The following is a 15,683-nucleotide window of genomic DNA, read 5'->3' as shown; positions in this document are numbered from 1 at the left end:
GTTCGGGACTCCTCACAGCCCGTCCGCGCTCGACACCGATCCCGACACCCCGGTTGTCGTCGCCGCCCGTCGCGGCGACCCGATCACGACCTGCTCGATTGCGGGGCGTTCCAACTCGCCCGGCCTGCCTGCACGAGCCGCGCGGTCGCCGACTCGACGTGGTCCTCCACCGTCATCGCCACCAAGATGTGGTCGCGCCACGCCCCGTCGACGTCCATGTAGTCACGGAGCAGCCCTTCTTCCCGGAAGCCGACCTTGCGCAGCACCGACTGGCTGGCCAGGTTCTCCGGGCGGACCGTCGCCTCGAGCCGGTGCAGACCGGCGACCGCGAAACAGTGGTCCACGGCCAACGCGACCGCGGCCGTCGCGACCCCGCCGTCCTTGACCGAACTGGCGACCCAGTAGCCGATCCACGCCGACCGCAGCGGGCCACGCACGATGTTGCCGATCGTCAACTGCCCGCTGAAGCGCCTGTCGAGTTCGATCACCATCGGCAGCATCAGGCCCCGCCGCGCCGCGGCGCGCAGGCTCACGCACATCCCCGGCCAGGCGCTGACGTGGTGGCGGGCGTCCCACGGACCGACCCCGGTGGGCTCCCACGGGCGCAGGTACTTCTCGTCGCTGATCCGCGCCCTGCTCCACGCGGCCGCATCCCGCATGCGCACCGGTCGCAGCCGGACCTCGCCGGCCGCCACCGTCAACGGCCCGAGTCTGGCCGGCCAGCCCGGATGGTTCACCGAGCCCGGGCGCTCGAAGCTCACCACGGCGCTTCCTCGTTCACCGGTCCCCCGCGCGTCGGGCCCGGCTAGCCGCGTTGGGCAAGGAACACCACCTCGACCTCGTCGCCGGTCCCCACCGCGGTCAGTTCCGGATCGACCAGGACCAGGCAGTTCGCCTCGGCCAGCGTGGCCAAAAGGTGCGAGGACGCACCGGCCGCGCCGCCGAGGGCCTGCACCAGATACTCGCCGGTGGCCTCGTCGCGCATGAGTTGCCCGCGCAGGTAACCGCGCCGCCCGTCGATCGAGGAGATCGGCGCGACCGTCCGGGCCCGCACGACCCGGCGCATCGGCTGCCGCTTGCCCAGTGCGATTCGCACCAGCGGACGGACCATGACCTCGAACACCACCAGCGCGCTGACGGGGTTCGACGGCAGCAGGAACGTGGGCACTTCGTCGCGGCCGAGCAGTCCGAAGCCCTGCACCGAGCCCGGGTGCATCGCGACCCGGCCCACCTCGAGGTCGCCGAGGTCGGCGAGGACCTCACGCACCTGCTCGGAGGCACCGCCGCCGACCGCCCCGGCGATCACCACGATCTCGGAGCGGATCAGCTGCCCCTCGACGACCTCGCGCAACCGCCGCCGGTCGGTGCCGGCGATGCCCACCCGGCTCACGTCCGCGCCCGCATCGCGCGCCGCGGCCGCCAGCGCATACGAGTTGACGTCGTAGACCTGTCCCGCGCCCGGCGACCGGTCGATGTCGACCAGCTCACCGCCGACGGAGATGACCGACAGCCGCGGACGCGGGTGCACCAGCACCTTGTCCCTGCCCACCGCGGCGAGCAGCCCGACCTGCGCGGCGCCGATCACCGTGCCTGCGCGTACCGCGACGTCGCCGGGCTGCACGTCGTCGCCCATCCGACGCACGTAGTCGCCCGACCGGACCGGTCGGCGGACCACGATCCGGGCGTGCCCGGCGTTGGTCCAGGTCAGCGGCAGGACCGCGTCGGCCAGCGTCGGCAGCGGAGCACCCGTCTCCACGCGGACCGCCTGCCGCGGCTGCAGCCGGGTCGGCTGCCGCGAACCGGCGGCCACCTCGCCGACAACCGGGAGCGTGAGCTCGACCGGATTGCCGTCGTCGTCCTGCAATTCACCGCTGCCGGCCTTGTGCACGTCGACGCTGCGCACCGCGTATCCGTCGATGGCCGCCTGGTCGAACCCCGGCAGTGGCCGTTCGGTGACCACTTCTTCGGCACACAGCAAGCCCTGGGCCTCAGAGATCGCGACTCGCACTGGCCGCGGGGCAACCGCCGAAGCGGTGACTCTGCTCAGCTGCTCTTCAACCGAGCGCATTCAATCCTTCCCTTCGGAGCTCTTCCACCTCCAACTCGCCGATAGCGAGTGGAAGTCCCAGCCGATCGATCAGCCAGGCGCGCAGCTCCGGTCCGTACTCTTCACTGTCGAGTGCAAAGTCAACCGCAGCCTTGAGGTATCCACCGGGATTTCCAAGATCGTGTCGGTCACCGCGGTGCACGACGACGTGCACCGGGTGGCCCTCGGCGATCAGTTCGGCGATCGCATCCGTCAGCTGAATCTCGCCTCCCGCACCGGGTTCGATGCGGCGCAGCGCGTCGAAGATCGCGCGGTCGAGCAGGTAGCGACCGGCCGCGGCCAGTGTCGACGGGGCGTCGGCGGGCGCGGGTTTCTCGACCATCCCGGTCACCCGGAGCACATTGCTGCCGGCGCCGGTGGCGTCGACCGCGAACACGCCGTAGGCGCTCACCTGCTCACGCGGCACGTCGAACGCGCACAGGACGGTTCCGCCGTAGCGCGCACGCACGGCCGCCATCTGGTCGAGCACACCGACCGGCAGGACCAGATCGTCCGGGAGCAACACCGCGACCGCGTCCTCGTCGTCGGCGAGCACGCTCTCCGCGCAGCCGACCGCATGGCCGAGTCCGTGCGGCGACTCCTGCACGACCGCCTGCACGTTCAGCAGCCCCGGCGCGCGCTGCACCTTCGCCAGCAACTCCGTCTTGCCGCGCCGCGCCAGCGTGTCCTCGAGCGCGGCGTCGTGCGCGAAGTGCGCGACCACGCCGTCCTTGCCCTCGGAGGTGACGATCACCAGACGGTCCGCGCCTGCCTCGGCGGCCTCGGTCGCGACCAGTTCGATGCCCGGGGTGTCGACGACCGGCAGCAGTTCCTTCGGCACCGTCTTGGTCGCAGGGAGGAAACGGGTTCCCAGCCCGGCTGCGGGCACGATCGCCGTGCGAAACGGCTTGGTCTGCTGATGGCCGGCCTCTGTCATTCCCTTACCCTAACGATCGGTGCTCAGACGTCGATGTGAAGACGCTTCGAAGTCGCTATCGCCCGGGCCCACGACGACGGACACAGCGACGACGGACACAGCCCTGAGTGACCAGGGCAGCGTGCCCGACCGCCACAGCCCAGGGCAAGCCGAGACCACACTGGACCGGTTCCGAAGACCCGGCCGATTCGGACGAAAGGTACATGGGTGTACACCGACCCCCCGCGTCCCGACGACGGCAAGACGCCTTGGCGCGAGTGGGCCCTGCAGGGCCGAGGCGCGGTCCCCGCCCAGCAGCGCGAACGCGAGGCCACCGAGCTGGCCCGGATCGTCGCGGCGGGCGCACTGCCGTGCGCGGTGGGCGGGCGCACGGTCTGCGCCTATGTCCCATCCGGGACCGAGCCCGGCTCGCTCGCGTTGCTCGACGCGCTGCGTTCGGCCGGCGCCCGCGTGCTGCTCCCGGTGACCGGGCCGCCCGGGCCGCTGCAGTGGGGCGAGTTCTCGGGGGCGACGGGACTGCGGGCCGGCCGGTTCGGTCTGCGCGAGCCCGTCGGCCCACCGCTGGCTCCCGAACAGGTCGCCGAAGCGGCGCTGGTGCTGGTGCCTGCGCTCGCCGTGGACCGCGGCGGGGTCCGGTTGGGCCGCGGCGCCGGCTACTACGACCGGACCCTCGTCCACGCCGGGCCCGGCACCGTGCTCATGGCCGTCGTCCGTGACGACGAGGTGGTCCCGGAACTGCCGGCGGATCGCCACGACATCCGGGTCGGCTGGGCGCTGACACCGTCGGGACCGGTCCGGCTCGCGCCGGGCTGACACCCGCTCGCCCGGGTCCTCCCGACCCCGGCGAATCCCGACAACGGGCACGGACGACGGTGCCCGTCGGGAACACCCGTACCATGGTCGTTGTTGGCACTCATGACAGCGGAGTGCCAGGCACGGCCCCGGCCCTGCCGCCACCACACTCGAGAACGCCCGGCCACACCGACCCGGCACACAGAGAACGCGAGGAGCCCCGTGCCCACCTACTCCTACGCCTGCACGAATTGCGACAACCGGTTCGACATCGTGCAGTCGTTCTCCGACGACACCCTCACCGTTTGCCCCCAGTGCTCCGGCAAGCTGCGCAAACTGTTCAACTCGGTCGGGATCGTCTTCAAGGGCAGCGGCTTCTACCGCACCGACAGCCGCGGCGGCAGCTCCACGGCCAGCGAGCCGGCAGCGAAGTCGGACAGCGCCGCGTCGAGCTCGTCGACCAGCTCCTCCTCGTCGAGCGGCTCGACCACCACGGCCGCCGCCGCGGGCTGACAGCCCGGCTCTCCACAACCTCTCGGAATCTCCACAGGCCGACCCCGACCGCCCGGCCTCACGGCCGTTCCGGACCTAGCCTGCTCATGGCAGTTGTCCGCGGATCGGGGGGTACGGGGTGGAGTGGGGACGTCGATCGATTGCCCGCAGGCTGGCGCACGACGCGGAGAAGAGCCTCGGACCCGCGCCGCGCGAGCGACTCGAGCGACTGCTGCGGCCGGGATGGTCCCGCACCACGGCGGCCCGGCGCGTCGTCGCCGTGCTGCTGCTCGCATGCGCGGTCGCGCTGCTCATCCGGGATGGCGTCGGTCGTGACCGTGTTCCCGTGGTGGTCGCCGCGCACGACCTCTCCCCCGGCCGGCTGCTGGGCCCCGGCGACATCGACATCGTCGACCGCCCGCCCGATGCGCTCCCCGAGGGCGCGGTCAGCGGTGCCGCGAGCGTGCTCCGGCAGACCGTGACCGGCCCGGTCCGACGAGGCGAGATCATCACCGACCTGCGGCTGCTCGGCCCGCGGTCCGCCGCTGCGGCAGCCGGAGTCCCCGACGCGCGCATGGTGCCGATCCGGCTTCCCGAGGCGGCGCTCACCGATCTGATCCGCGAGGGCGACCGCGTCGATGTGCTGGCCGCCGACCCCGACCGGACCGACCTGCAACCCCAGGCGAGCACCCTCGCGGTCGGCGCGGTCGTGGTCCTGGTGCCGAACGCCACCGGCGGCAGGACCGGTGCAGGCGACCGGATCGTGCTGATCGCCCTGCCCGCCGAGCAGGCCGCCGCCGTGGCCGCGGCCTCGCTGACCCGAACCGTGACCGTCACCCTGCATTGAGTGAACCCGGCACCGAATGACCCCGCCGCCGGCTCACCGGCCGGGCGCAGTCCGGACCGTTCAGCCGTGATGCGGCGGCACGTTGCGGCGCAGCCACTCGTCCGAGGCCGCCGCACGTGCCGCGCCGGACTGCGGGGCACCCGAGGGGTCCCGCTCGTCGTCGGTGGTCTCCGGCAGCACCGTTCCGAAGATACGGTCGAGCCGGGCCCGGTCGATCCGGGCCCGGTCCGGGCCTTGCTGTTTCGGCTGCTCGCTCACGGGACCGGTCCGATCAGCCCTCGATCGCGGACAGTTGCGCGATGACCTGCCCGGCGAGCGGCGAGAGGGTGGCCATGCCGTCGCGCACCGCGGCCCGCGACGAGGCGAGGTTCACCACGAGGGTGCTCCCGGACACGCCCGCGACGCCGCGGGACAGACCGGCGTCGACGGCACCGGCCGCCAACCCCGACGTGCGCAGCGCCTCCGCGATGCCCGGGATCTCCCGGTCGAGGATCTCCGAGGTCACCTCGGGCGCGACGTCGCGCGGCGACACCCCGGTGCCGCCGACCGACACCACGAGGTCGACCCCGCCGATCACCGCGGTGTTGAGCGCATTGCGGATCGCGACCGGGTCGGCGGCGACGAGCACCGTCCCGTCGACGAGAAAGCCTGCCTCGGTGAGCAGTTCGGTGACCAGCGGCCCGGTCGCGTCGGGGGTGCCCTGGTGCGCCGCCCGATCGTCGACGATCACCACGAGTGCGCGGCCGGACATCGGGTTCTGCATCTCCATGAGGTCCACCGTAATGCCGCCCGCCGGTTGCGCTCCACCCGGCGTGCCGGGGAACGCGATCACCCGTTCGTCCGTCCACGGCATGTTCATCGTCCTCCACCCGACGGCGCGGTTCCGAGCGTGACCGGCACCGTCTTGGCGTTGCCGCCGTTCTGATCGGTGTAGGTGACCTGGACCTGATCGCCGGGTGCGTGCGACCGCACGGCCGCGATCAGCGAGTCGCCGCTGTCGATGACCCGGTCGTCGATCTTGGTGATGACCACGCCCTTCGGGATGCCCGCCTTGTCGGCCGGACCGCCCTGCAACACGTCGATGACCGAGGCGCCGTTGACGGTGTCCTGGTTGGGCACGGTCACGCCGAGCATCGCCTCGGTGGCCTTGCCGGACTTCATCAGCTCGTCGGCGATGCGCTTGGCCTGGTCGACCGGGATGGCGAAGCCGAGGCCGATCGATCCGGACTGGCCGCCGCCCATCCCCGCGCTGCCGCCGAGCGTGGCGATGGCGGTGTTCATGCCGATCAGTTCGCCGTTCATGTTGACCAGCGCGCCACCGGAGTTGCCCGGGTTGATGGCCGCGTCGGTCTGGATGGCGTCGATCACCGTGTTCTGGTCACCGGACTCGCCGCTGGTGGCGACCGGCCGGTTGAGCGCGCTGACGATGCCCGAGGTGACGGTGCCGGCCAACCCCAGCGGCGAACCCACGGCGACCACCGGCTGCCCGACCGCGAGGTTCGACGACGAACCGAGCGCGATCGGCGAAAGATTGTCGCGGCCGTCGGCCTTGATCACCGCGATGTCCGAGGTCGGATCGGCGCCGACGAGCTTGGCCGGGGCGGTCGAGCCGTCCGAGAAGGTCACCATCATCTTGACCGGGCCGTTCGACTCGGCCGTCGCCACGTGGTTGTTGGTCAGGATCAGCCCGTCCTTCGACAGGATGATGCCTGAGCCCTCGCCGCCGCTGCGGCCCGCCTGGACCTGGATCTGGACGACGCTCGGCAGCACCTTCGCGGCCACGGCCTGCACCGAGCCCTCGGGCGCCGAGGCCGGTTGCGCCTTGGTCGCCGTCGAACTGAGCGAGCCGACCACCGCGGCGTCGTTGCTGTTGTGGCTGCTGAAGTAGGCGCCGGCGACCCCGCCGACGCCGCCGGAGATGAGCACCAACGCCAGCGCCCCGGCGACGAACGTCCCCGCTCCCGGCCGCCGCCGGACCGGGGTGGTGACGGTGCCGACGCCGGATCCTGTCCCGGGCGCGTTCACGCCGTCCGGCGCCGCTCCCGACTCGGTTGGCGACCCGGTCGGGAAGGGCTGGGTCTGACCGTACTGTCCGGTGCCGTACTGGCCCGGACCGTACTGTCCGGCGCCGTACTGCCCCTGGCCGTACTGGCCCGGACCGTACTGACCCTGGCCGTAACCGGTGCCGTACCCGTACGGGCTCGACCCGTATTGGTTGCCGTATCCGGTGGTGCCGTAGTCGGCGGCGGCACTCGTGGCATCCGCACTCGCGGCATCCAGTTCGGTCGCACCCGGGCCCACCGGCGGTTGGGCCGCCTGCTCGGGGCCGCCGTGATCCGGCTCGCCTGAAGGCTTCGGGGAGGGGGCACCGCTTCCGGCGTTCTCAGGCCGATCGGCGCCTTCGTTGCGCTCGTCGCTCATCTGTGTCGCTTTCCCTCTTGTGGACAGACCTTCGGTCTTCACGACCGCACGGGCTCGACCACCCACGTGAACTTCGTTCGGGGTTCACTCTTCCCGCTCATGCTGAGACTTCTCTGAGACGTCCCTATCCGTTTCCCGAGTTCCCGGCTCGCCGGGGAGCACCATGCGGATCAGCGCGCCGCCCCCGGGAGCCTCCGACGCCGTCACCGTGCCGCCATAGCGGACGACGACCTGGCGCACGATCGCCAGGCCCAGCCCGGAGCCTGGCATCGACCGTGACGCCGTCGCCCGGTAGAACCGTTCGAAGACCAGCTCACGCTCGGCCAACGGTATCCCGGGACCGGCGTCGGCGACCGCGAGTTCCGCATGGACGGAGTCGATCTGGCGCAGCAGCACCCGGACCGTCGTTCCCGGCGGGCTCCACTTCGCCGCGTTGTCGAGCACGTTGAGCACCGCCCGCGACAGCCCCGCCGGATCGCCGTGCACGAACCACGGCACCGCCTGCGCCTGGAACTCGATGTCGTTGCGGCGCCGCCGCACCCGCTCCAGGCTCCGGTACAACACCTCGCTCAGGTCGATGCGTTCGTGCACCGTCTCGGGCGCATCCTCGCGGGCGAGGTCCACGAGGTCGCCGACCAGGGTGGACAGTTCCTCGATCTGCGCGATGACGTCGGTGCGCAGATCCGCCATGTCGGCCGGCGGCAGGCTCGGCGCGCCGGGCTCACTGGAGGCGATGAGCAGTTCCATGTTGGTGCGCAGCGAGGTCAGCGGCGTGCGCAACTCGTGGCCGGCGTCGGCGACCAGCCGGCTCTGCCGTTCGCGGGACTCGCCCAACGCCCGCAGCATGGCGTTGAAGCTCGTCGTCAACCGTGCCAGTTCGTCGTCGCCTGTCACCGGGATCGGGGTCAGGTCGTCGGTCCGCGCGATCCGCTCGGTCGCCGAGGTCAGCCGGGCGACCGGGCGCAGCCCCGTGCGCCCGACCGCGGTGCCGGCCGCGGCGGCCAGCACCACACCGATACCGCCGACGATGCCGAGCACCAGCGCCAGCCGATCGAGGACCTCCTTGGTCGGCGCGAGCCGTTGCGCGATCACCAGCGTCACCCCGGTGGAGGACCGTTCGGCCAGAATCCGCTGACCGTCCGCCGTGCGCAGCGAATAGCCGGCCTTGCCGCTGGCCACGGCGATCTCCGGTGTGCCGATCGGAATGGTGTGGCCAGGTGCGTAGATCGACCCGTCCGGATACATCAGGGCCACACTGATGTCCGACGAGAACGCGGCCGCCAACGCCGCGACCCCGCGCGGGTCCAGCGCGATGGCCGAACTGTCGATGAACGTCGTCGCCCGGCTCTGCAACTGCGTGTCGACGGCGTTGTACAGCGCCTCGCGCACGACGAAATAGGTGGTCACCGCCATGACGCCGACCAGCACCGCCGCGACCGTCGCGGCCAGCGCCGTCACCCGCAGCCGCAGCGAGACCGACCGGGTCAGCGGCATCGGCGGCCGCATCGGCCGCGGCGGGTCGAGCGGCCCCGGCGGCGGGGCACCGATCACGGCGGGGTTTCCCGCAGCACGTAACCGACACCGCGCACCGTGTGGATCAGCCGCGGCTCACCGTCGGCCTCGGTCTTGCGGCGCAGATAGCCGATGTAGACCTCGAGCGCGTTCCCCGAGGTCGGGAAGTCGTATCCCCAGACCTCCTCGAGGATGCGGCTGCGGGTGAGCACCCGGCGCGGGTTGCTCATCAGCATCTCCATCAGCGAGAACTCGGTGCGGGTCAGGCTGATCGAGCGCTGTCCCCGGACGACCTCGCGGGTGACCGGGTCCAGCGACAGGTCGGCGAACGTCAGCGCCTGCGACTCGGCCTCGGATTCGGACGACGCGCGTCGCAGCAGCGCCCGGAGCCGGGCCAGCAGTTCCTCGAGCGCGAACGGCTTGGGAAGGTAGTCGTCGGCGCCCGCATCGAGGCCGGCCACCCGCTCGGAGACGGAATCGCGCGCGGTGAGCACGAGGATCGCCAGGTCGTCACCGGTGCTGCGCAGCCGCCGGCAGACCTCGAGTCCATCCATCCGCGGCATCATCACGTCGAGCACCAGCGCGTCCGGGCGGGACTGGCCGATCTTCTCCAACGCGTCGGCGCCGTCGGTCGCGGTGTCCACCGCATAGCCGTTGAACGTCAACGAGCGCCGCAGCGACTCCCGCACGGCCCGGTCGTCGTCGACCACCAAGATTCGCATGCTCACGAGTTTCACCTTATGGGCTGAGAGTCGTCTGAGACCGGATCCGGCGCGGTGCGCGCGGCCACGCCGATGGACGGCCCCCGCTCCACTGCGTAAGTTTGGGATGTCGCGGGAGCTTTCCGCGAGGCGGCCCCGTCCGGCGAGCTGCCCGTGCACAAGTCGATCGAGTAGGAACCCACCATGGCTGTCAAACGCACTCCGTCACGTAAGTCGCGTGCCGACCAGGGCCGCAAGCCCAAGAAGAACCCGCTGTTCGCGGCGAAGATCGAGAAGGTCAACTACAAGGACATCAACCTGCTGCGCACCTTCATCTCGGACCGCGGCAAGATCCGCTCGCGCCGCGTCACCGGGCTGACCCCGCAGCAGCAGCGTCAGGTCGCCATCGCGGTCAAGAACGCCCGCGAGATGGCGCTGCTGCCCTACACGAACCGCTGACGAGCTCCCACTCACCAGGAACGACACACTCAAAACTAGAATGTGTTCTACTCTCGGCCCGGGCCGACTGGCGGCTCGACGCACATTCGAAGGAGCACGTGGATGGACCTGGTCGCCATCGCCGAGATCAGCCGGCTCAAGTACCGCTACATGCGTGACGTCGACACCCGGCAATGGGACGACCTCGCCGAGACGCTCACGCCGGATGTCACCGCCGACTACGGCAAGGACCTGCACTTCGACTCGCGCGACGAGCTGATCGCGCACCTGAGCAAGGTGATGAGCCCGCGGCTGATCTCCGAACACCACCTCGGCAACCCCGAGATCGACGTCGCCGACGACGGTGTGCACGCGACCGGCAGTTGGTACCTGTCCGACACGGTGATCGTCCCGAAGTACGACATCATGATCAACGGCGCGTCGATCTACTCCGACGAGTACGTCAAGGGCGAGGACGGCTGGCGGATCAGCCGCACCGGCTACACCCGCCTCTACGAGTACTCGGTGAAGATCTCCGACATGCCGAGCTTCAAGCTCATGTCGGGCCCGTACTGGGCCTGACCTGACGGTACGACCGTGCGCCGCCCTCTCTAGACTGACTCGGCATCCGAGTCCAGGGAGGTCGGCCACGTCGTGTCCGGTGTGGTTGCCGGCTTCTCCGTCATCTTCATCATCATCGCGGTGGGCTACGTGCTCGGCCGCCGCGATGTCCTCGGCCCGACCGGCGAGCAGGTGCTCAGCCGGTTGGTGTTCTTCGTCGCCACCCCGGCGCTGCTGTTCGACTCGCTCGCCCACGCCGATCTGTCGGTGATCTTCTCGTGGCCGGCGGCAGCGCCCTCCTCGTGGGGCTCTGCTACCTGGTGGCGGCCCGGCTCTGGTGGCATCGGGCGATCCCGGAGGCGGTGATCGGCGCGCTGGCGTCGTCGTACGTGAACTCGGTGAACTTGGGCATCCCGATCGCGGTGTTCGTCCTGGGCGACGCCTCGTTCGTGGCGCCGCTGCTGCTGTTCCAGATCGTGATCTACTCGCCGATCGCGCTCACCGCCATGGACCTGACCGTCCTGCACGACCGCTCCCCCGCCTGGTACGCGCCGTTCGTCCAGCCGTTCCGCAACCCGATCGTGCTGGCCGGACTGGCCGGACTGCTGCCGGCGGTGACCGGATGGTCGCTGCCGGAGGCGCTGGCGCAGCCGTTCCATCTGCTCGGCGGGGCCTCGGTCCCGGGCGCGCTGCTGGCGTTCGGGATCTCGCTCAACGGCGTACGGGTCCTCAAACGCGGCGAGAGCCCGCGGCGCGACGTCGCGCTGGCCACGGTCCTCAAGATCGTCGTGCAACCGCTCGTCGCCTACCTGATCGGCCGCTACCTGCTCGACCTGAGCGGTCACGCGCTGCTGGCCGCGGTCATCATCGCGACGCTGCCGACCGCGCAGAACGTGTTCACCTATGCCAGCCGCTACCAACGCGGCATGATGCTCGCGCGCGACGCCGGGCTGGTGACCACCTTGGCCGCGGTGCCGGCCATCGCGCTGGGCGCGGCGCTGCTCGGCTGAGCCCGCCGATTCCCGCTCCGGCCGAACCCGACCGGACCGTAAACATAACGTGTCAACGTGCAACGTAATGCAGCAGAGTCCGCCACGGCTCGGTCGTCCCCGTGACGCCGCCAAGGACCACGCGGTCCATGAACTTGCACACTATCCGCTCAGGGCCGGTCGGCAGCGCAACAGGACTCACCGCCGGCGGCGCGAGGTCAGGTAGTCGCCGATGACCGCGGCGCCGAGTCCGTCGAGTTCCGGCGCGACCACCCGCCCGGCCACCCGCCGGGCCATCTGGTCGACGAAGCGGGCCAGCCCGGGATCGGTGCCGAGCTTGAAGAAGGTGATCTGGGCATCCATCCGGGCCAGCGCGTCGAGTTGTTGCACGGTGCGCGCCAACGTCAGCGGGTGCGGCGGATAGTCGAAGTACGGTTCGCCGTCGGGCTCGAGATGAGCGGTCGGCTCACCGTCGGTGACGATCAGCACCACCGGCTGCGCGGCCGGGTGCCGGCGCAGGTGCCGGCCGGCCAGCAGCAGGCCGTGATGCAGGTTGGTGCCCTGCTCGAACACCTCGTCCAGGCCGGCCAACTCGTCGATGCGCATGGTGCGGGCGTAGCGGCCGAACGCGATGATCTGCAGATCGTCGCCGCGGAAACGGCTGCGCACCAGGTGTTCCAGCGCAAGCGCGGTGCGCTTCATCGGGACCCAGCGGCCCTCCATCACCATGGAGAACGAGATGTCGACGAGCAGCGCGACGGCCGCGTGGGTGCGCTGTTCGGTCTCGGTGACCTCGACGTCGTCGACGCTGATCCGCACGGGCGGGCCGGATTCCGATGCGGCGCTGCGCACGACCGCGTTGACGACCGTGCGGGTGACATCCCAGGGTTCGGTGTCGCCGAACGCCCAGGGCCGGCTCGCACCCGTAACCTCGCCGGCGGCACCTGCGCGCCGGGTGTCCCGACCGCCGGTCCGGCCCGACAGTTGCGTGGCGACGTCCTTGAGCGCGGTCTGGCCGAGGCGGCGCATCGCCGCCGGCGACAGCCGCAGCCGGCCTTCCGGATCGCGGTCGAGCAGCCCCTGGTCGTGCAGCGCCCGTTCGAGTTCGGTGAGGGTCTTCGCGGACGCGGCCGCCTCGTCGCCGAGTTGACGGGCGAGCGCGTCGAGATCGATGTCGTCGAGTTCGGCGCCCGCATACGACTGCGACAGCGCCTCGGACAGCTCCTCGAGTTCTGCCAGGTCGGCCAGCGCGCCGGTGCCCTCGCCGAGTCCCATGCCGTTGTCGCCGCGGAACTCGCGGCCGGACTCCCAGTCCTCCCCCGGCCGCGCGGCCTGCAGGTTGCCGTCGAGCCGGGCGAGCTGATCCGCCAGCGCAGGGCTGCCGAATGCCTGCTGCGCCAGGGCGTCGAGTTCCTGGCGCTGCTGCTCGGTGAGCGAGTGACGCAGCCGCTGGGCGGCGGCGGCACGGCGAGCCAGCGAGTCGATCAGCTCCTCGACGCTGTCCGGGCTCTCCGGGAAGAACTCGCCGTGACGGTCCATGAAGTCCTCGAACTGCTGCCCGGTGTCCTCGCCGCGCGCGTGGGATTCGAGCAGCGCGTTGAGATCTCGCAGCATCTCCTCGACGCGGAGCCGGTCCGCATCGGTCGCGTTCTCGAGCGCCTGCTTCATCCCCGCGAACCGTTGGTCGAGCATCTCGCGGCCGAGCAGGTCCTGGATCTGCTCGTACTTCTCCCGGGCCGACCCACTGCGCCAGTCGTATTCGGACAGCTCCTGCACCGCCTTGGCCGGCGACGAGCTCAGCTCGGCGATCTGCAGTTCCGCGAAGCGCGCCTCGTCGTCGAGCGCACGGGCAAGCTCCTGGCGCTCCTCGAGCACGGCCGCGTCCAGCAACCGCTTGACCTCGTCCAGCGTGCCGCCGAGGTTGTTGCGCCGCAGCATCTCCCGTCGCTTGCGGTTTGCCTGTTCGGCCAGCGCGTCCAGGCCGCGGCGACCGGCGAACCCGCGGCGCAGCATCTCGCGCAGCGCGCGGCGCGGCGAGACCCCCTCGAGCACCTGGTCACCGATCGCTGCCAGCGCCTCGCGCAGGTCGACCGGCGGCGCGAGCGGATCGGGTCCACCCGCATAGCGCCCGTAGTGGGCGCGGCGCAGGTCGAAGCTCGGACGGTCGGCCATCAGCTGTACACCGTCCTCCCGTCGTCCTCGGTCTCCTTGGCTATCCGCCGGGCCAGATACAGCCCCTCGAGGGCGAACTCGACCGCGGCCGCCCGCTCACCGGCGGTCCGCGCCCCCAGCCGGAAACCGATCACGTCGATCACCTCGATGTCGGGAAGCGACGCCAGAAGCTCTGCCGCGGAGACCAGTTCACCGGTGACGACGTGACCGCCGTCTTCCACGGCGGTCACCAGCGGGGCCAGGTCGATTCCACCGAGCCGTTCGCGCACGGTCTCCGCGGTGGCCCGGCGCAGCAGGTGCTCGAGCAACTCCAGCTCGCGGCCCTCCTCGCCGGACTCGAACTCCACCTTGCCGCGCAGCACCGGCACGACCGTGCCCAGATCCACCGGCCGGGCCACCGATTCCGGTTCGCCCACCCGCGCCGACCTCTGCAGCGCCGCCGCCGCGACCGTCTCCGCGCCGGCGATGGCGAAGCGCGCCGACACCCCCGAACGCTGGTCCACCGAGCTGGATTCGCGCAGCATCCGGGTGAGCCGGGCCAGCACCTCGAACAGGTACTCGGGGACCTCCGCGACGGTCTCCGATTCCTGCCCGATGACCGCGATCTCGTCGGCGACCTCGAGGGGATAGTGGGTACGGACCTCCGCGCCGAATCGGTCCTTGAGCGGGGTGATGATGCGGCCGCGGTTGGTGTAGTCCTCGGGGTTCGCGCTGGCCACCAGCAGCACGTCCAACGGCAGACGCAGGTTGTAGCCGCGCACCTGGATGTCGCGCTCCTCCATCACGTTGAGCATCGCGACCTGGATGCGCTCGGCGAGGTCGGGCAGCTCGTTGACCGCCATCACGCCGCGGTGCGCGCGTGGGATCAGCCCGAAGTGGATGGTCTCGGGGTCGCCGAGGCTGCGCCCCTCGGCCACCTTGATCGGGTCCACGTCGCCGACCAGGTCGCCCACGCTGGTGTCCGGAGTGGCCAGCTTCTCCGAATAGCGCTCGCTGCGGTGCCGCCAGGTCACCGGCAGCTCGTCACCGAGGTCGGCCGCGCGACGCAGCGAGGCGGGAGTGATCGGCTCGTACGGGTGCTCACCCAGTTCGGCGCCGGCGATCACCGGCGTCCACTCGTCCAGCAGCCCGACGAGCGTGCGCAGCAACCGGGTCTTGCCCTGGCCGCGCTCGCCGAGCAGCACCACGTCGTGGCCGGCGATCAGGGCGCGTTCGAGCTGGGGCAGCACCGTCGCGCCGAACCCCAGGATGCCCGGCCAGGGATCCCGGCCCGAACGCAGTGCGGAGAGCAGGTTGCGCCGGATCTCGTCCTTGACGGAGGACTGCACGTGTCCGGAGGCGCGCAACTCGCCGACGGTGGTGTCCGGGGGTGCGGAAACGGTGATCACGGTCACCTGCTCCACGCTACGAGGATTTGTCCGGTTCGGCGAGGTCATTTCCGCTCCGCGCGTCGGATGGTGTAACGTCCTTCGCTAACCAAGATCCGAGCACGACGAGAACGGAAGGAAGCGCACCATGCACGTATTCGCGGCGACACCTGCACCGGCGTGGCGCTCCTGGCTCGTAGGCATGCTCGTACCCCGAGATCGTTTCTGATCACCCGCAGATCGACGTTCTCGGCACCCAGGGCCCGACCGCCCGGGTGCCTTTCCTTTTCAGACCGCTCGTTTTTCCGACATCCGTTCTTCGCCGCACCGTCGCCCCCGCGACACCCGCCGCACACGCGGCAACCATC

Annotated in this window: 15 protein-coding genes and 1 pseudogene; 6 read left to right on the top strand and 10 right to left on the bottom strand. The window is 70.9% G+C overall.

The features are described 5' to 3' along the window. Nucleotides 1-83: 83 nt before the first annotated feature. From G4X40_RS19215 to G4X40_RS19205, 3 genes are read right to left on the bottom strand one after another with little or no spacing between them, the layout of a single operon-like run. A complete protein-coding gene (locus tag G4X40_RS19215; RefSeq protein WP_277834875.1) occupies nucleotides 84-761 on the bottom strand; it encodes a GNAT family N-acetyltransferase in 678 nt (225 codons plus the stop codon). A gap of 44 nt (nucleotides 762-805) precedes the next feature. After that, nucleotides 806-2,068, bottom strand: a complete 1,263-nt coding sequence (glp, locus tag G4X40_RS19210; protein ID WP_277834873.1) for a molybdotransferase-like divisome protein Glp — start codon at nucleotides 2,066-2,068, stop codon at nucleotides 806-808. Then, nucleotides 2,055-3,023: a UTP--glucose-1-phosphate uridylyltransferase gene (locus G4X40_RS19205; RefSeq protein WP_277834871.1), complete on the bottom strand. Its 969-nt coding sequence runs from the start codon at nucleotides 3,021-3,023 to the stop codon at nucleotides 2,055-2,057. Before G4X40_RS19205 ends, glp begins: the two co-directional genes overlap by 14 nt. Nucleotides 3,024-3,230: 207 nt before the next feature. On the opposite strand from G4X40_RS19205, the gene G4X40_RS19200 reads away from it, so the two are divergent. The 3 genes from G4X40_RS19200 (at nucleotide 3,231) to G4X40_RS19190 (ending at nucleotide 5,154) form a co-directional block, all read left to right on the top strand. Next, entirely contained in the window at nucleotides 3,231-3,836 is a 606-nt protein-coding gene (locus tag G4X40_RS19200; RefSeq protein WP_277834869.1) for a 5-formyltetrahydrofolate cyclo-ligase, read from the top strand. A 201-nt stretch (nucleotides 3,837-4,037) separates the two neighbouring features. Further along, complete coding sequence (locus tag G4X40_RS19195) at nucleotides 4,038-4,328, top strand: FmdB family zinc ribbon protein (RefSeq protein ID WP_277834868.1); 291 nt, start codon at nucleotides 4,038-4,040, stop codon at nucleotides 4,326-4,328. 118 nt (nucleotides 4,329-4,446) lie between these two features. After that, nucleotides 4,447-5,154, top strand: coding sequence for an SAF domain-containing protein (locus G4X40_RS19190; RefSeq protein ID WP_277834867.1), 708 nt, complete (start codon nucleotides 4,447-4,449; stop codon nucleotides 5,152-5,154). Nucleotides 5,155-5,214: 60 nt separating this feature from the next. On the opposite strand, the gene G4X40_RS19185 is transcribed toward G4X40_RS19190, so the two are convergent. The 5 genes from G4X40_RS19185 to G4X40_RS19165 form a co-directional block, all read right to left on the bottom strand. After that, a complete protein-coding gene (locus G4X40_RS19185; protein ID WP_277834866.1) occupies nucleotides 5,215-5,412 on the bottom strand; it encodes a hypothetical protein in 198 nt (65 codons plus the stop codon). A gap of 13 nt (nucleotides 5,413-5,425) precedes the next feature. After that, nucleotides 5,426-5,923 (bottom strand): MogA/MoaB family molybdenum cofactor biosynthesis protein, encoded by a 498-nt coding sequence (locus tag G4X40_RS19180; RefSeq protein WP_277835209.1) that lies wholly within the window; start codon nucleotides 5,921-5,923, stop codon nucleotides 5,426-5,428. 86 nt (nucleotides 5,924-6,009) lie between these two features. Beyond that, the gene (locus G4X40_RS19175) at nucleotides 6,010-7,575 is read right to left on the bottom strand and encodes a S1C family serine protease (RefSeq protein ID WP_277834865.1); all 1,566 of its coding nucleotides are present in this window, start codon (nucleotides 7,573-7,575) and stop codon (nucleotides 6,010-6,012) included. Between the two features lie 84 nt (nucleotides 7,576-7,659). Continuing rightward, nucleotides 7,660-9,081: a HAMP domain-containing sensor histidine kinase gene (locus G4X40_RS19170; protein WP_277835208.1), complete on the bottom strand. Its 1,422-nt coding sequence runs from the start codon at nucleotides 9,079-9,081 to the stop codon at nucleotides 7,660-7,662. A 41-nt stretch (nucleotides 9,082-9,122) separates the two neighbouring features. Further along, nucleotides 9,123-9,809: a response regulator transcription factor gene (locus G4X40_RS19165; protein ID WP_277835206.1), complete on the bottom strand. Its 687-nt coding sequence runs from the start codon at nucleotides 9,807-9,809 to the stop codon at nucleotides 9,123-9,125. A gap of 183 nt (nucleotides 9,810-9,992) precedes the next feature. On the opposite strand from G4X40_RS19165, the gene rpsR reads away from it, so the two are divergent. The 3 genes and pseudogenes from rpsR to G4X40_RS19150 all read left to right on the top strand — a co-directional run bounded on the left by rpsR (nucleotide 9,993) and on the right by G4X40_RS19150 (nucleotide 11,797). Beyond that, nucleotides 9,993-10,247 carry a 30S ribosomal protein S18 gene (rpsR, locus tag G4X40_RS19160; protein WP_277834864.1) on the top strand — a complete coding sequence of 85 codons (255 nt, stop codon included), beginning with the start codon at nucleotides 9,993-9,995 and terminating at the stop codon, nucleotides 10,245-10,247. 102 nt (nucleotides 10,248-10,349) lie between these two features. Next, nucleotides 10,350-10,808, top strand: coding sequence for a nuclear transport factor 2 family protein (locus G4X40_RS19155; RefSeq protein WP_277834863.1), 459 nt, complete (start codon nucleotides 10,350-10,352; stop codon nucleotides 10,806-10,808). Between the two features lie 72 nt (nucleotides 10,809-10,880). Beyond that, nucleotides 10,881-11,797: pseudogene (locus G4X40_RS19150) on the top strand (AEC family transporter). A 177-nt stretch (nucleotides 11,798-11,974) separates the two neighbouring features. Here G4X40_RS19150 and G4X40_RS19145 read toward each other — a convergent pair. Both G4X40_RS19145 and G4X40_RS19140 read right to left on the bottom strand, forming a co-directional pair. After that, the gene (locus G4X40_RS19145) at nucleotides 11,975-13,948 is read right to left on the bottom strand and encodes a vWA domain-containing protein (RefSeq protein ID WP_277834861.1); all 1,974 of its coding nucleotides are present in this window, start codon (nucleotides 13,946-13,948) and stop codon (nucleotides 11,975-11,977) included. Beyond that, complete coding sequence (locus G4X40_RS19140; RefSeq protein WP_408642259.1) at nucleotides 13,948-15,333, bottom strand: ATP-binding protein; 1,386 nt, start codon at nucleotides 15,331-15,333, stop codon at nucleotides 13,948-13,950. Before G4X40_RS19140 ends, G4X40_RS19145 begins: the two co-directional genes overlap by 1 nt. Nucleotides 15,334-15,683 lie beyond the last annotated feature (350 nt).

It is taken from the genome of Speluncibacter jeojiensis (genome assembly GCF_029589495.1).
GTDB lineage: Bacteria > Actinomycetota > Actinomycetes > Mycobacteriales > Mycobacteriaceae > Speluncibacter > Speluncibacter jeojiensis.
Note: the sequence above shows the minus strand (reverse complement) of the source record. Positions and strands in the feature narration are given on the sequence as shown.

Coding starts and splice junctions, on each gene's coding strand:
- G4X40_RS19170 (WP_277835208.1), bottom strand. CDS start 9,081: ATGCGGCCGCCGATGCCGCTGACCCGGTCGGTCTCGCTGCGGCTGCGG.
- G4X40_RS19180 (WP_277835209.1), bottom strand. CDS start 5,923: ATGGAGATGCAGAACCCGATGTCCGGCCGCGCACTCGTGGTGATCGTC.
- G4X40_RS19145 (WP_277834861.1), bottom strand. CDS start 13,948: ATGGCCGACCGTCCGAGCTTCGACCTGCGCCGCGCCCACTACGGGCGC.
- G4X40_RS19155 (WP_277834863.1), top strand. CDS start 10,350: ATGGACCTGGTCGCCATCGCCGAGATCAGCCGGCTCAAGTACCGCTAC.
- G4X40_RS19205 (WP_277834871.1), bottom strand. CDS start 3,023: ATGACAGAGGCCGGCCATCAGCAGACCAAGCCGTTTCGCACGGCGATC.
- glp (WP_277834873.1), bottom strand. CDS start 2,068: ATGCGCTCGGTTGAAGAGCAGCTGAGCAGAGTCACCGCTTCGGCGGTT.
- G4X40_RS19175 (WP_277834865.1), bottom strand. CDS start 7,575: ATGAGCGACGAGCGCAACGAAGGCGCCGATCGGCCTGAGAACGCCGGA.
- G4X40_RS19165 (WP_277835206.1), bottom strand. CDS start 9,809: ATGCGAATCTTGGTGGTCGACGACGACCGGGCCGTGCGGGAGTCGCTG.
- rpsR (WP_277834864.1), top strand. CDS start 9,993: ATGGCTGTCAAACGCACTCCGTCACGTAAGTCGCGTGCCGACCAGGGC.